The sequence below is a fragment of the Methylobacterium sp. E-066 genome (genome assembly GCF_022829635.1).
Taxonomy (GTDB): Bacteria; Pseudomonadota; Alphaproteobacteria; order Rhizobiales; family Beijerinckiaceae; genus Methylobacterium.
In genome coordinates this window covers 63,535-78,351 of record NZ_JAKSYO010000150.1, presented here as the reverse complement: position 1 = coordinate 78,351, position 14,817 = coordinate 63,535, and the positions used below count along the sequence as shown (strand labels likewise).

The window sequence follows — 14,817 nt, the reverse complement described above, 5'->3', positions numbered from 1 at the left end:
TCCAGGGTCTACACCGGCCGGGTCACCGGCGCGAGCCGCGATGGCGCGTACCGGCGTTGCGGATGCCAGGCGGACGCCCCGACGCCGCCGCCTTGAACGGGCGGCCGCCGGGCTTCCGGCCGCCGCCATCCTTGCCAGACCCGGCGCGGGTCTTGCCCTCGCTGAGCAGCTCGAAGCGGAGCGCGCCGGCCACGGGCGCGGCCTCCACCAGGCGGACCTCGACCCGGTCGCCGAGCCGGAAGGTCTCGCCGCTGCGCTCGCCCACCAGGGCGTGGCGGGCCTCCTCGTGGCGGAAATAGTCGGCGCCGAGCTGCGAGATCGGCACGAACCCGTCCGCCCCGGTCTCGTCGAGCTTGATGAACAGGCCCGACCGGGTGACGCCCGCGATCTGCCCCGCGAAGGTTGCGCCGATCCGGTCGACCAGATGGTGGGCGATCAGCCGGTCGATGGTCTCGCGCTCGGCTGCCATGGCGCGGCGTTCGGCCGCCGAGATCTGTTCGCCGACCTGCGCGAGTTCGCCCAGGGACACCTCCGGCGGCAGGCCGTCGGAGCCGAGGCGGCAGGCGGTGATCAGCGCCCGGTGCACGATCAGGTCGGCGTAGCGCCGGATCGGCGAGGTGAAATGCGCGTAGCGGCGCAGGTTCAGCCCGAAATGGCCGAGATTCTCGGCGGCGTAGACCGCCTGCGCCTGGGAGCGCAGCACCACCTCGTTGATGAAGGTCGCGTGCTCGCTGCCCGCCACCGATCCGAGGATGCGGTTGAACAGGGCGGGGCGCAGCGCGCCTTCCTTGGGCAGCTTGATCCCGACCGAGGCCAGAACCTCGCCGAGCGCCTGCATCTTCTCCTGCGCCGGCTCGTCGTGGACCCGGTAGATCAGCACCTGCTTGGCCGCCTCCAGGGTCTCGGCCGCGGCGACGTTGGCCTGGATCATGAACTCCTCGATCAGCCGGTGCGCGTCGAGGCGCTCCGGCACGATCACCCGGTCGACCGCGCCCTCGGGCGACAGCAGCACCTTGCGCTCAGGCAGGTCGAGGGCCAACGGGCCGCGGCGGTCGCGCGCCTCGCGCAGGGCGGCGTAGGCCGTCCAGAGCGGATTCAGGACCGTCTCCAGCAGCGGCCCGGTGGTGGCGTCCGGCTGGCCGTCGATGGCGGCTTGCGCCTGCGCGTAGGCGAGCTTGGCGCGCGAGCGCATCATCACCCGGTGGAACGTGTGGCGCCGCTTCACGCCGTCGGCGGCGATCACCATCCGGACCGCGATGGCCGGGCGGTCCTCGCCCTCGCGCAGGGAGCAGAGATCGTTCGAGATCCGCTCCGGCAGCATCGGCACGACGCGATCGGGGAAGTAGACCGAGTTGCCCCGCTCCAGCGCCTCGCGGTCGAGGCTCGAACCGGGGCGGACGTAAGCCGCGACATCCGCGATGGCGACGGTGACGATGAAGCCGCCCGGATTGGCCGGGTCGGGATCGGCCTCGGCCATCACGGCGTCGTCGTGGTCCTTGGCGTCGGGCGGGTCGATGGTCAGCAGCGGGCGGTCGCGCCAATCCTCGCGGCCTTTGAGCGAGGCGGGTGCGGCGGCGTCGGCCTCCGCCAGGGTCGGGTCTGAAAAAACGTGCGGGATGTTGTGCAGGTGGAGCGCGATCAGGCTCACGGCCTTCTCGGAACCGAGCGAGCCGAGCCGCTCCCGGACGCGCCCCCGCGGCAGGCCGAAGCGTGTCTCGCGCTCCAGCGACACGCTGACGAGGTCGCCGTCCCGGGCCTGACCCTCCTCGCCGGGCGGGATCAGGATTTCGCGCCCTTGCGAGCGCTTCTCCACGGGCACGATCCGGCCGCCCTGCGCGCCGGCCCGGTAGACGCCGATGATCTCAGCCTTGTTCTTGCCGATGACCTTGATGACCCGGCCGGTATAGCCGCCCTCGGCGTCCCGTTCGACCCGGACCAGGGCCCGGTCGCCGATCCCGGCGGCCGGCCGGTTGCCCTTGCGCGGCCCGCGACTTTGCGTGAGCACGATGGAGGGCGGCTTGCCGGTGCCGGCCCACTCCACCGGGATCGCCAGGAAGTCGCCGTGCCGGTCGCGCGAGCGGATATCGGTCAGCACCACCGGCGGCAGACGGCCCGCGGCCGCGAGGCCGCCGCGCCCGCGATCGACGGCGCCGTCCTCCTCGATCTCCTTGAGGATGCGTTTCAGGTCGATCTTGGCGGCGCCCTTGATGCCGAACGCCTTGGCGATCTCCCGCTTGCCGACGGGTTCGGTCGCCTCCGCCACGAAGGCGAGGATCTGCTCGCGGGTGGGGAAGGGCGGGGGAGCGGCGGGTTCGGCCGCCTCTGCGCTGATGCGTGGTGCCAAAAGGTGGTGCCGGACGGTTCTCGAAAAAGGCGTGCGCCCGCGATCGGGCGCCGGACCGCTGATTCGGTCTCGTCACTGCAAGATGGGGTTCCGGCCGGTCCGCGGCAACGGCGGCTGTCGCGTCCTCAACAGGCGCGTTCAGCCCGTGGAGGCGGACTTGCGGATGCGCTCGACCGCGTGATCCACATCGAAACCGGGGGCCAGGATGTCGTCCAGGGTGAACGGGCAGGCGCGCGGCAAGGTCAGGTTCACCTGGCCCTCCTCGGCGGCCAGCTCCGGCGTCTCCGCCTGCTGGATCGCCAGCATCCAGGCGCCGTCCATGCGCAGGCTCTCGGCCTCCGGTGGGTCGGCCGCCAGCCCGGCGAGTTTGTCCCGCCCGGCCTCGCGGCAGGCGAGGCTCTTGCCGTCGTCGGAGATGAGGGCGGCCTTGATCAGTTCGGCCAGGGCATCCCGGACCCGTTCGACGCTCGCGTTCATGGGTATTCGCTCCGTAACGTCATCCCCTGTGGCAAACAGGGTGCCAGCCCCCACCGGGTCGGCGTGACATAAGCGCCGATCTTCCCTCGCGATCCGCCGGGTGTAGAACGCCTGCATGATCCCGGTCCTGACCCGCCACACCGAGGCCGTGCCGCTCTATGAGGCGGCTGTCGCCGAGCTGCGCCTGCGCGGCTTCGAGGGCGACCTCACGGTGTCGGCCGCCGACCGCACGGTCTTTTCCACCGACAACTCGATCTACCAAGTCGAGCCGGGGGCGGTGGCTTTCCCGCGCTCGCGCGACGACCTCGTGCGGATCGCCAAGCTGCTTTACGATCCGCGCTTCACCGAGATCGTGATCCGCCCGCGCGGCGGTGCCACCGGCACCAACGGCCAGTCGCTCGGCCACGGCCTCGTGGTCGACACCTCGCGGCACATGAACCGCATCCTGGAGATTGACGTCGCCCGCCGCACCGTCCGGGTCGAGCCCGGGGTGGTGAAGGACCAGCTCAACCGGGCGCTGGCCGCGCATGGCCTGTTCTTCGCTCCCGAGCTCTCGACCTCGAACCGCGCCACCATCGGCGGCATGATCTCCACGGACGCCTGCGGGCAGGGCTCCTGCCTGTACGGCAAGACCCGCGACCACGTCCTGGCGCTGACCTGCGTGCTCACCGACGGCACGGTCTGGGAAGCCGAGCCGCTGGACGAGGCCGGGCTCAGCGCCGCCAAGGCGCGCAACGATCGCGTCGGCGCGATCCACCGCACCGTCGACACCGTCGTCGCCGAGAACGCGGCGCTGATCGCCGAGCGCTTCCCTAAGCTCAACCGCTGCCTCACCGGCTACGACCTCGCCCATCTGCGCGACGCGTCAGGGCGCTTCGACCTCAAGAGCGTGCTCTGCGGCTCCGAGGGCACCCTGGCGCTGATCGCCGAGGCACGGCTCAACGTGCTGCCGATCCCGAAGGCTTCGGTGCTGGTGGCGCTCTCCTACGTGGATTTCGACGCGGCTTTGCGTGACGCTCAGGCCCTGCTGCCGTTCGGCGCGGCCTCCGTGGAGACCATCGATTCCACCGTGCTGGGGCTCGCCCGCCAGGACCCGATCTGGGCCGAGGTGCAGGCCTTCTTCCCCGACGATCCCGGTGGGCGCCCGGTCCACGGCATCAATCTGGTGGAATTCGTGGGCGACGATGCGCAGGCGGTGGACGCCGCCCTGGCGCGGCTCACCACGATGCTGGAGGCCGAGCGCGGCACCGATACCAAGCGGTTGGGCTTCACCATCGCCCGCGGCGCGGCGATCGAAAAACTCTGGACTATGCGCAAGAAGGCGGTGGGCCTGCTCGGCGCCGCCAAGGGCGATGCGCGCCCGATCCCGTTCGTCGAGGATACCGCGGTGCCGCCGGAGCGGCTCGCCGACTACATCGCCGAGTTCCGGGCGCTGCTCGACGCCAAGGGGCTGCGCTACGGCATGTTCGGCCATGTCGATGCCGGCGTGCTGCATGTCCGACCGGCGATCGACCTGAAGGACCCGAACCAGAACGCGCTGATCCGCGAGGTCACCGAGGGCGTGGTCGCGCTCACCGCCAAATATGGCGGGCTGCTCTGGGGCGAGCACGGCAAGGGCTTCCGCTCCGAATTCGTGCCCACGACCTTCGGGCCGCTGATGCCGGCGCTGGAGGCGGTCAAGCGCGCCTTCGACCCGGGCGACCGGATGAACCCCGGCAAGATCGCCTCGGCCCAGGGCGGCGCGCTCACCCGGATCGACGGCGTGCCCCGCCGGGGCGAGCAGGACCGCACGATCCCGCCGCCGGTCCGGCAGGATTTCGACGAGGCCCTGCACTGCAACGGCAACGGCGCCTGCTTCAATTACGATCCGGACGACGCGATGTGCCCGTCCTGGAAGGCGACCCGGGAGCGCCGGCACTCGCCCAAGGGCCGCGCCTCGCTGATGCGCGAGTGGCTGCGGCTGGCCGCGCAGGCGGGGATCGACCCGGCCGCGGAGCTCAAGCGCCAGCGCGCCGGCTGGCTGCCCGATCTTTTCGCGACTTTGCGGAGTGGTTTCCGGCGCGGCTCCGAGGCGGATGATTTCTCGCACGCCGTCAAGGAGGCGATGGACGGCTGCCTTGCCTGCAAATCCTGCACGGGCTCGTGCCCGATCAAGGTCGACGTGCCGACCTTCCGGGCCAAGTTCCTGGCGCTCTACCACGCCCGCTACGCCCGGCCCCTGAAGGACCATCTGGTGGCGGCTCTGGAGCCGCTGCTGCCGCTGGCGGCCCGGATGCCGCGCCTGAGCAACGCGGCCCTGGCCAACCCGCTCGCCCGGATGCTGCTGGCCAAGGCCGGCCTGGTCGGGATTCCGGCCCTGTCGCCCGTGGACCTGAAAGCGCGGCTCGCCGGTCTCGGGGTCGCCACTGCAACCCCGGAGGCGCTGGCCCGGCTCGCCCCGGCGGAGCGGGAGCGCGCGGTGCTGCTGGTGCAGGACGCCTTCACCAGCCATTTCGAGGCGGCCCTGGTGGTGGATGCCTGCGCGCTCCTCATCGCCCTCGGCTTCCAACCCTGGCTCGTGCCCTACCGGCCGAACGGCAAGCCGCTGCACGTTCACGGCTTCCTGGCCCGGTTCGCCGCGGTGGCGCGCTCCAACGCCGCGATGCTGCGGACGCTCGCCCGCTCGGGCGTGCCGCTCATCGGCCTCGACCCCTCGATGACGCTGACCTACCGGTCCGAATATGCTCAGGCGCTCGGCGGCGACGACCTGCCCAAGGTCCAGATTCTGCAGGAATGGCTTGCCACCCAGCTCGACCGGATCGCGCCCCGGCAGGGTGGCGCGACCCTGCGGCTGCTGCCCCATTGCACCGAGCGCACCAACGCCCCCGGCGCGGTGCGCGACTGGCAGGCCGTGTTCACCCATCTCGGACTGCGGCTCGACGTGCCGGCGGCGGGCTGCTGCGGCATGGCCGGGACCTACGGTCACGAGACGCGCAACCGCGCCACCTCCGAGGCGATCTACGGCCTGAGCTGGGCGCACCACGTGGCCGATGCCCCCGCCGGCACCCTGCTGGCGGACGGCTATTCCTGCCGGTCTCAGGCCAAGCTCGTCGACGGCGTCCGGCTGCGCCACCCGGTCCAGGCCCTGCTCGACCATGTCCGGACCAGCGCGGTCGGCGCCGCGCCGTTCCATCCCGCGCGCGCTGCGGCTTCGGCGCGATGAAGGTCGCGGTTCTCGGGGCCGGGGCGGTCGGCTGCTATTACGGGTTCCTGCTGGCGCAGGCCGGTCACGCGGTGACGCTGATCGGCCGCCCGGCCCTGGTCGAGGCGGTCCGGTCCGACGGCCTGGTGCTGGAAAGCGCGGCCGGGCGCGAGACCGTCGCCGTTCAGGCGACCGCGTCCGGCGAGGGCGTCGCCGGGGCCGATCTGGTGCTGGTCTGCGTCAAGTCGGGCGACACGGAAGCGGCCGGGGCGACGATCGCCGCGCATCTCAGCCCCTTGGCCACGATCCTCAGCCTGCAGAACGGCGTCGACAATGCCGAGCGCCTCGCCGCCGTGCTGGGACGGCCGGTGGTGCCGGTGGCGGTCTACGTCGCCACCGAGATGGTCGGGCTGGCCCACGTCCGCCATAACGGCCGGGGCGACCTGGTGCTCGGCGCCTCGGAAACGAGCCCGACGATCGCCGCCGCGCTCATGGCCGCCAGGATCCCGACCACCGTCTCGGAACGCGCCCTGGACGCGCTCTGGGGCAAGCTGATCCTCAACTGCGCCTACAACGCCCTCTCGGCCCTGACCCAGCTGCCCTACGGCCGCCTGGTCCAGGGCGAGGGCGTGATCGCGGCGATGACCGACGTGGTGCAGGAATGCGTCGCTGTGGCGAACGCTGCAGGCGTGTCGGTGCCCGACGACATCCTCGAAACGGTGCTCGCCCTCAGCACCAGCATGGCCGACCAGCGCTCCTCCACGGCCCAGGACCTCGCCCGGGGCCGGCCCAGCGAGATCGACCACCTCAACGGCACCGTGGTGCGGAAAGGCGCGGCCCTGGGGATCCCGACGCCGGCGAACCGGATGCTGCACACGCTGGTCAAGCTGGTCGAGGGGCGGGATCGGGCGTGAGGTGCGGGTAAGATTTCGCGGATGGTGCCGTCTATCTTCGGCCGATTGCAGAAGGATCTATGCCGACTCTGGTTCGCGCAGCTCGATCACCAGCTTTCGTCCAACCGCCTCTGCCGCTTTTTGGATGGTATCGATCTGAACCGCCATATTCGTTGGATCGAGCAGCCGGTCGAGCTGGCTGCGGCTGGTTTTCATCTTCCTCGCCATCTGCGTTTTGGAAATGTTCTGAGCTTCCATAGCCTGTTCGATCTGCCATGCCAGCACGCGCTTGGTTGCTTCCGCGTAGATGTCTTCCCTGCTTCCCGTTTCGTTGAGGAAGCTTTCAAAGGAAGATCCGATGCGTTCGCTCATGGCTAAAGCTCCTTCTGGCGCTTGGCGGCGATACGGATGTCGGACAACGGGGTCTTCTGCGTCTTCTTCACGAACCCGTGCAGGAGGACCATCTGACCCTGATGCATGACGAAGACGACTCGTCCGATCTTCCCGCCGGTCAGATCGCTGCGGACTTCCCAAAGCCCGTTGCCGAGTGATTTGCAGGTCGGCATCCCGACGGGCCAGCCGAACTCGACGATGGCGATGTCAGTACCGACAATCTTCCGGTCGTCAGCCGACAGGCCAAGGATCCAGTCCCGCACCGGTTCGGTGCCGGTGGTCGTTTTATAGAAAGAAGCAGGAACTTTTTTCTGTGTCGCCGACATGCCGGACCGTACACGGTACTATGTACCGTGTACGGTACAAGCCCGTCAAGCAAATTCGTGCTTGGTTTGGCCGGTTCCAGACCTTGAGAATGAGCGGACCACCTCCGGCCCGCTTCGACCCATCACGCGCTGGCCGCGGCATTCGCCTTCCGCGTCGCCGCAGCCTTCTTCGCCGAGGCCGAGCGCTGTTCCGCTGTCCGCCCGGCGGAAGCCTTCCCCCCTGTCGCCCCGCCCTTATGGGCCGCCGGATGGCCGGTGGCCTTGCCGCGGCCGGAGCCGCTCGGCTTCTTGCCGCCGCCGTCGTCCTTGTTGACGGTCGCCCAGGCCCGCGCCTCGGCTTCCGGCTCCGGCACGCCGCGGGCCTCGTAGGAGTCCGCGATGTGCTCGGCCTTGCGCTTCTGCTTGTCGGTGTATTTCGCCTTGTCGCCCTGCGCCATGGCGCCTCTCCTCACGCTCAGCCTACGCCGGTCGGACCGTCGAGGATCGCCCGCACGCGGCGGACCAGTTCCGTGCGCCGGTAAGGCTTGTTGAGCAGGTCAAACTCCGAACCGCCGATATCGGTTCGCTCCAGGCTCGCCTCCGCGTAGCCCGTGGCGAGCAGGACCTTGAGCTTGGGCTGGCGACGGCGCGCCTCCCGGGCGAGCAGCACGCCGTTCATCCCGCCCGGCATGATCAGGTCGGTGAACAGCAGGTCGATGCGCTCGCTGGAATCGAGGATCTCCAGGGCCTCGCGGGCATTGCCGGCCATCAGCGTCGTGTAGCCGAAATCCCGCAGGATGGTGCGGGCGAGCTCGGCCACGTCCTCGCGGTCATCGACGATCAGGATCGTCTCGGTGCCCTGCCGGTCCACCGTCCGGTGCGAGACCTTGGACGGGGCGTGCGCGTCGCCGTCGGTGGCCGGGAAGGACAGGCGCACCGTCGTGCCCGCGCCGACCGTCGACTCGATCTCGGCGGCGCCGCCCGATTGCTTGGCGAAGCCGTAGACCATCGACAGGCCGAGCCCGGTGCCCTTGCCCTCCTCCTTGGTGGTGAAGAACGGGTCCATCACCCGGGCGAGCACCGCGGGCGGGATGCCGGTGCCGGTATCCCGGATGGCGATGCTGACGTAGCGGCCGGGACGCAGCGGCCCGATCTCGCCGCCCGCCACGATCTCGGTATTCTCGGTGGTGATCCGCACGCTGCCGCCCTCCGGCATCGCGTCGCGGGCGTTGATCAGCACGTTGAGGATCGCGACCTCGGCCTGGGTCGGATCGACCCGGCAGTTCCAGAGGTCAGGAGCGAGATCCAGCTCGATCGTCACCACCTCGCCCACCGAGCGGGCGACCATCTCGCCCATCCCCTCGACCAGCGTGTTGAGGTTGACCGCGCGCCCGTCCAGCCGCTGCTTGCGGGCGAAGGCCAGGAGCTGCTGCGTCAGCGTCGTGGCGCGGTCGGCCGCCTGGCGGATGTTGTCGGTGGCGCGTCCGAGCCGGGCGCGGTCGGCATCCGGCTTCTCCAGCCCCGAGGCCAGGATGTCGACGTAGCCGACGATCACTTGCAGCAGGTTGTTGAAATCGTGCGCGATGCCCCCGGTGAGCTGGCCGAGCGCCTCCATCTTCTGCGCTTGGCCCAGGGCTTCCTCGACGTCGCGGCGGCGTGAGACGTCGAGCTGCGAGCCGAAAAAGTACACCAGTTCGCCCGCCGCATTGTACACCGGCGAGACGAACAGGGCGTTCCAGAAGGTCGAGCCGTTCTTGCGGTAGTTCAGGATCTCGGTGGCGAATTCGCGCCGCTCCGCGATCGCCGCGCGGACCTGATCGACCGTCTCGCGGTCGGTGTCCGGGCCTTGCAGGAACCGGCAATTGCGCCCGACGAGCTCCTCCGGCGTGTAGCCGGTCATCGCCAGGAAGGCGCGGTTGGCGAAGATGATCGGGTTATCCGGCTGGCGCGGATCGGTGACGATCATCGGCATCCGGGTGGTTTCCACCGCGGCGAAGAAGATATCGCTCGTGCGGTCGGCGACATCACTGGCCGCACCGTCTCTGACCACGGCGGCCGGTCCGATGGGAGGTTTTTCGGGAGAGTCGGACATGCCGCGCGGTCTTGATTCTTTCGGACGTGAAGGGAGCGGAGACCGGCCCGAGACCGATCTTCCGTTGCGACTTTAGGGGGGCGATCGAGGTTGTCGATGGCACCAATGTCGCGCTTGGCGCGCGCCGTGGGGACGTGTGCCGGCTACGCCGCCGCCGCTCGGGCCGCACTGGGCAGGGCCTTGGCGGGCGCCGGGGCGATCCGCGGGGGCGCCGGGTCCCGGCAGGTGGTCAGGACCGCCGAGAGCGCCTCGTTCAGCGACGTAACCAGAAAATCCGCCGAGGTCGCCCGGCGCAGGCGGTCCAGGGTGGCCGGGTCGCGCTCGCGCCAGAAGCCCACCAGGATGCGCACGCCCGGCACCGCCGCGCGGGCCTGCCGGACGGTGAAGCGGATCTGCGACAGGCTGACCGGCTCCAGGTAGGAGAAGCAGATTAGCGCGAGGCCCTCCGGATTTTCGGGCCGCTCGCCGGCCCGGATCGCGGCCATCGACAGGGTCTGCGAGGCCAGCCCGTGCCGGGCCAGGATCTGACTCAGCATCAGGGTCGCCGCCTCGTCGAACGGGCCGCGGCTCGACACGCACAGGACCGGCGTCTCGCTGCGCCAGGCCGGGGCGAGCTCCTCGCGGGCCAGCACGATGCCGGCGACCTGCCGGTCCGGCCCGACGGCTGCGAGCGCCGCCGCGGTCTCGGTATCCGGCGAAGAGCGCGTCGATCCCCGCCAGGTCCGCCGGGCTACCGGCGCGGTCCCGAGCCGCGCCACCACGGTGCGGATCGCCGCGCCGACCTCGTCCTGGCGGGCCCGGTCCAGGGTGCCGCGCGAGAGATCCTCCTGGGCCAGCAGCAGCCCGGCCAGCGCAACCTCGTCGTAATAGGTGACGAGCGCCCGCTCCTTGAGGAACTGCCAGCCCTGGTCGATCGCCTCGGCCGGGTCGCCCGCCAGCATGCGCTGGTAGAAGATCTCGGGGGGCGCCAGGGCGGGCCGGTCGCCGAGCAGCACGTCGAGATACCAGAGCCGCTCCACGTGCCGGCCGAGCACGACCAGGCACACGGTGAGCGGGGTGGCGAGCACCAGGCCAATCGGCCCCCACAGGAAGGTCCAGATCGTGGCCGCCAGGATCACGGCGATCGGCGACAGGCCCGTGGAGTGCCCGTAGAGCAGCGGCTCGATCACGTGGCCGCAGATCGGCTCCACCACCAGGAACAGGGCCGCGGTGGCGATGACCATGGTCCAGCCGGGATCGACCGCGGCGGCGAGAATCAGCGGCAGCAGGGCGCTGATCGCGGCGCCGATGTAGGGCACGAAGCGCAGGATCGCCGCGAGCACGCCGAACAGAGTCGGGCTCGGGACGCCGATCAGCCACAAGCCGACGCCGATCACCACCCCGAAGGCGATGTTGAGGGCGAGCTGGGCCAGGAAGAACCGGCTGAGCCGGCTGGTCGCGTCATCGATCGCCGCCGTGACCCGGCGCAAATCCCCGGAGCCGCCCGCCAGCCGGATCGCCCGGTTCCGCAGGTCCTCGCGCTGGAGCAGGATGAAGATCGTGAAGATCAGGATCAGGCCGGTGGTGGCCAGCGGGTGCAGGATCGGCCCCGCGAAGGTCTGGAACGTCTCGACGACGCTCGCCCGGGCGGGGCTGATCTCCACGGTGAGCGGGTGCGTGCGGGTTCCCGGCTCGCCCTTGACCTCGATCGCGGCTGGCGGCTGCAGCGTGGCGCTGAGATCCTGGATCATGTCGACCATCCGGGACAGGGTCCCGGTCCCGGCGGTGGCGCCGCGCAGGTCCTTGATCTTGGTGCGCATCACCTGGGTGTAGCGCGGCAGGTCGGTGGCGAGCTGCGACGCCTCGCTGGCGATCAGGCTGCCGATCCCGAACAGGCCGCCGAACACGATCACCACCACCAGGAGGACCGCCGCCGCCCGGGGCACGCGGATCCGCCGGAGGATCCGGACCGCCGGGACCAGGACGAAGCTCAGGAGGATCGCCAGCGTCACCGGCACCAGGATCTCGCGCCCGAGATACAGCGCCGCCATGATCGACACGACCAGCAGGGTCGAGGCCAGCGCGACGATGACCGGCAGGCCCTGCTTGAGGCGCTGGGCGGTGACGGGATCCTCGCTCACGGATACGCTCCACTGACGTGTCGAACTCGGGGACGCTGCCGGACCGCGACGGCGGAGCGGTTCGGAGCCTGCGGGGCCGGGTGGCGTCAGCCCGCCTGCGCGGTCTCGCCCAGGGCGGCGCTGATCTGGCTGAGCAGCTTGGAGAAATCGACCGGCTTGGGATGGTAGTCGTCGCAGCCCGCCTGGATGGCCTTGTCCCGGTCGCCGGACATGGCGTGGGCGGTGAGCGCGATGATCGGGATCGCCCGCGTGTCCGATCCGGATTTCAGCGCCCGCGCCGCCGACCAGCCATCGAGGATCGGCAGGTTCATGTCGAGCAGGATCACGTCGGGTTGGCCCGACCGGGCCTGCTGGACGCCGGCCTCGCCGTCATGGGCCAGGATCACCTCGTAGCCGCGGCGCTTGAGGCGTCGGGACAGGAAGTCCCAGATCTCTTCATGGTCCTCGACCAGCAGTATCTTCGCCATCAGTACTCGAATCCCCGGGTCGCGTCGCGCCGGCTGGCACCCCAACGCGCGGCAACGCACAAACGCCCAACGTCCCTGCCGCGATTCCGGTCCCTGTGGAAGAGAGCGCCCCGTACAGAACGGCCTCGGTGGGATCGGGATGTTCCACCGGGCCGGCTCGGTGCACTGCAGATTGACCCGGCTCCTCGGCGGGACGAAGCGTACCGCCGCGCAAATCACATCATCTGGAAGGGTGCGGCATGACGAATACGCCGGAGATCGCGTTCTACCATGCGCCGAATACCCGCTCGTCGGGCGTACGCGTGCTTCTGGAGGAACTCGGCGCCCCGCATCGCCTGCATGCGCTCAACATGCGGGCCGGCGAGCATCTCGGAGACGCTTATCGCGCGATCAACCCGATGGCTAAGGTGCCGGCGATCCGCCATGGCGAGGCCCTCGTGACCGAGCAGGCGGCGGTCTACCTGTATCTCGCCGACCTGTTCCCGGAGGCCGGCCTCGCCCCGGCGATCACCGATCCCGCCCGGGGGACGTATCTGCGCTGGATGGTGTTCTACGGCTCCTGCTTCGAGCCCGCGGTGATCGACCGTCATCTCAAGCGCGAGGCGGGGCCGCGGGCCATGTCGGCCTATGCCGATTACGACAGCGTGATCGCGCGCATCACCGAGGCGCTGGATCCGGGCCCGTACCTGCTCGGCGACCGCTTCAGCGCCGCGGATATCCTGTGGGGCAGCGCGCTCGGCTGGACGATGGGCTTCGGCCTGGTGGCGCCCGATCCGGTACTGTCGGCCTATGTCGAGCGCGTCCGCGGACGCCCGGCCTTCCAAAAGGTCGCCGCCGCCGATGCGCAACTTGCCCAGGAGCACGAGGCCGCCGCGGCGGGGGCGACCTGAGCCACGATCAGACCCCGTCCGCCTCGGCCCAGATGCCGGTGCGCGCGAGTTGCGGCGCCGGCTCGGGGTCGCTCCAGCGCAGGGGCATGGCCCCCCGGCGGCGCCAGCCGTCGGTCACCGTGAAGGACCAGGACCGTTGCGCGCCGAGAAGACCCGGGGCGCCGGTCCAGTCGATCTCGGTGCGGCCCTGCAGGACCAGCAGGTCGCCGGACGCGAAGTCGAGGAACAGCAAGGCCGCCCGCGGCTCGCCGATCAGGTTGCCCAGGGTATTGAAGTAGCGGTTGCCGGAAAAATCCGGCACCGTCAGCACGTCGCCCCGGCGCCGGACGAAGCCGGGCCGCCCGCCCCGGTGCGAGATGTCGGCGCCGCCCTCCCGGAGGTCGTCCCGCGACCGGGTCGCCACGAACAGCGTGTCGGCGTCATCGATCAGCGCGCCGGCCTCCGCGTCCAGGGCTGACAGGATCTCGGTCGGACCCGGCTGGCGCGGAACCGGCTCGACGTCGCGCCGCTGGATGTATTGCGGGCAATTGCCGAAGCTCTGATCGATCGCCACGGTCAGGCCGTCCCGGTCGCGATGCACGATGCGGCCGTTGGCGCGGTTGCGCCGCCGCGTCGCCAAGTCGATGCCGAGGATCCCGGCCTCGGCACCCGGCACGAGGAATTCGGCCGCCGGGTCGGCGGGATCGAGCGCCGCGGCGATGGCGAGATGCGTCGCGTCCGGGCTGTGCACGAAGCCGGGCGCGCCGGTCAGCAGGGTCGCGACCGGCGCGCCGTCCGCATCCGCGGTCCCGATGAGGAGATAGGGCAGGCCCGCAAAGAACAGGCGGTGCTGATCGGGCATGAAGCTCCGGATCGCCGGGGTCTCGCCGAGGACGTGGCCGGCATGGGCCTGCGCGATCAGTTCGTCTGCGTGGAAATCGGCCATGGCGTGCCTCATGCCTGTTCGGGGATGGGGGAGGCCGGCATCGGGATGAAGCCCGGCAGGGCCTCCACCCGGGCGATCCAGGCCCGCACGGCAGGGTAGGGGGCGAGCGAGACGCCGCCCTCGGGGGCGTGGGCGACGTAGGAGTAGCAGGCGATGTCGGCCAGCGTCGCCCGCTCGGTCGCGAGATACGGGCGATCGGCCAGGTGCCCGTCCATGAAGGTCAGGATCCGCGCCGCGGTGGCGTGCACCGTCGCCCGGTCGGCGGTCGCGCCGAACACCACCATCAGCCGGGCGAGGGCCGGTCCGGTGCGCATCTCCCCGGCGGCGACCGACAGCCAGCGCTGGACCGCCGCGGCGGCGAGCGGATCGGCCGGCATCCAGCCGCCATCGGGCGCGTAGCGGGCCGCCAGGTAGACCAGGATCGCGTTGCTGTCCGGGATCGCCACCGCGCCGTCGGTCAGGACGGGAATCTGGCCCAGCGGATTGAGACGCCGGAAATCGGCGGCGGCCCGCTGCTCCGCGCTGCCCACCTCCACGAAGCGATAGGGCAGCCCCAGCAGCGACAGGAACAGTTCCGCGCGGTGCGAATGGCCCGAGAGGCGCGAGCCGTACAGGGTGAGGGCGGGTTCGGACATGGTCGGGGTCTCCAGCGACGCCCTGACTATGGCTCTTGCAAAGGACGGCGAAAATCCGGACGCTGTGACACTCAGAATTTCAGATCCTGAAATGA

The 14,817-nt window shown here is 70.5% G+C and carries 13 protein-coding genes; 3 read left to right on the top strand and 10 right to left on the bottom strand.

Annotated features, from left to right (window positions below; all coding sequences use genetic code 11):
* Positions 1-22: 22 nt before the first annotated feature.
* Positions 23-2,344 carry a ribonuclease R gene (gene rnr, locus MKL20_RS20980; protein WP_244038296.1) on the bottom strand — a complete coding sequence of 774 codons (2,322 nt, stop codon included), beginning with the start codon at positions 2,342-2,344 and terminating at the stop codon, positions 23-25.
* 138 nt (positions 2,345-2,482) lie between these two features.
* On the bottom strand, positions 2,483-2,821 hold the full coding sequence (locus tag MKL20_RS20975; RefSeq protein WP_244038295.1) for a hypothetical protein: 339 nt from the start codon (positions 2,819-2,821) through the stop codon (positions 2,483-2,485).
* A 115-nt stretch (positions 2,822-2,936) separates the two neighbouring features.
* Here MKL20_RS20975 and MKL20_RS20970 point away from each other — a divergent pair, with 115 nt between their 5' ends.
* Both MKL20_RS20970 and MKL20_RS20965 read left to right on the top strand, forming a co-directional pair.
* Positions 2,937-6,023 (top strand): FAD-binding and (Fe-S)-binding domain-containing protein, encoded by a 3,087-nt coding sequence (locus MKL20_RS20970; protein ID WP_244038294.1) that lies wholly within the window; start codon positions 2,937-2,939, stop codon positions 6,021-6,023.
* Complete coding sequence (locus MKL20_RS20965; protein ID WP_244038293.1) at positions 6,020-6,916, top strand: ketopantoate reductase family protein; 897 nt, start codon at positions 6,020-6,022, stop codon at positions 6,914-6,916. Before MKL20_RS20970 ends, MKL20_RS20965 begins: the two co-directional genes overlap by 4 nt.
* A 57-nt stretch (positions 6,917-6,973) precedes the next feature.
* Here the strand turns inward: MKL20_RS20965 and MKL20_RS20960 are convergent, their stop codons facing one another.
* The 6 genes from MKL20_RS20960 to MKL20_RS20935 form a co-directional block, all read right to left on the bottom strand.
* Positions 6,974-7,267 (bottom strand): helix-turn-helix domain-containing protein, encoded by a 294-nt coding sequence (locus MKL20_RS20960; protein ID WP_243963447.1) that lies wholly within the window; start codon positions 7,265-7,267, stop codon positions 6,974-6,976.
* A gap of 2 nt (positions 7,268-7,269) precedes the next feature.
* Positions 7,270-7,614, bottom strand: coding sequence for a type II toxin-antitoxin system RelE/ParE family toxin (locus tag MKL20_RS20955; protein WP_244038292.1), 345 nt, complete (start codon positions 7,612-7,614; stop codon positions 7,270-7,272).
* Between the two features lie 122 nt (positions 7,615-7,736).
* The gene (locus tag MKL20_RS20950; RefSeq protein WP_244038291.1) at positions 7,737-8,051 is read right to left on the bottom strand and encodes a plasmid stabilization protein; all 315 of its coding nucleotides are present in this window, start codon (positions 8,049-8,051) and stop codon (positions 7,737-7,739) included.
* Positions 8,052-8,068: 17 nt separating this feature from the next.
* Entirely contained in the window at positions 8,069-9,685 is a 1,617-nt protein-coding gene (locus tag MKL20_RS20945) for a hybrid sensor histidine kinase/response regulator (RefSeq protein ID WP_244038290.1), read from the bottom strand.
* 143 nt (positions 9,686-9,828) lie between these two features.
* Positions 9,829-11,805, bottom strand: coding sequence for an AI-2E family transporter (locus MKL20_RS20940; RefSeq protein ID WP_244038289.1), 1,977 nt, complete (start codon positions 11,803-11,805; stop codon positions 9,829-9,831).
* Positions 11,806-11,891: 86 nt separating this feature from the next.
* Positions 11,892-12,272, bottom strand: coding sequence for a response regulator (locus MKL20_RS20935; RefSeq protein WP_007565721.1), 381 nt, complete (start codon positions 12,270-12,272; stop codon positions 11,892-11,894).
* 239 nt (positions 12,273-12,511) lie between these two features.
* On the opposite strand from MKL20_RS20935, the gene MKL20_RS20930 reads away from it, so the two are divergent.
* On the top strand, positions 12,512-13,162 hold the full coding sequence (locus tag MKL20_RS20930) for a glutathione S-transferase family protein (protein WP_244038288.1): 651 nt from the start codon (positions 12,512-12,514) through the stop codon (positions 13,160-13,162).
* Positions 13,163-13,169: 7 nt separating this feature from the next.
* Here the strand turns inward: MKL20_RS20930 and MKL20_RS20925 are convergent, their stop codons facing one another.
* Positions 13,170-14,087, bottom strand: a complete 918-nt coding sequence (locus MKL20_RS20925) for a pyridoxamine 5'-phosphate oxidase family protein (protein ID WP_244038287.1) — start codon at positions 14,085-14,087, stop codon at positions 13,170-13,172.
* Between the two features lie 8 nt (positions 14,088-14,095).
* Positions 14,096-14,722, bottom strand: coding sequence for a glutathione S-transferase family protein (locus MKL20_RS20920; RefSeq protein WP_244038286.1), 627 nt, complete (start codon positions 14,720-14,722; stop codon positions 14,096-14,098).
* Positions 14,723-14,817: the final 95 nt, after the last annotated feature.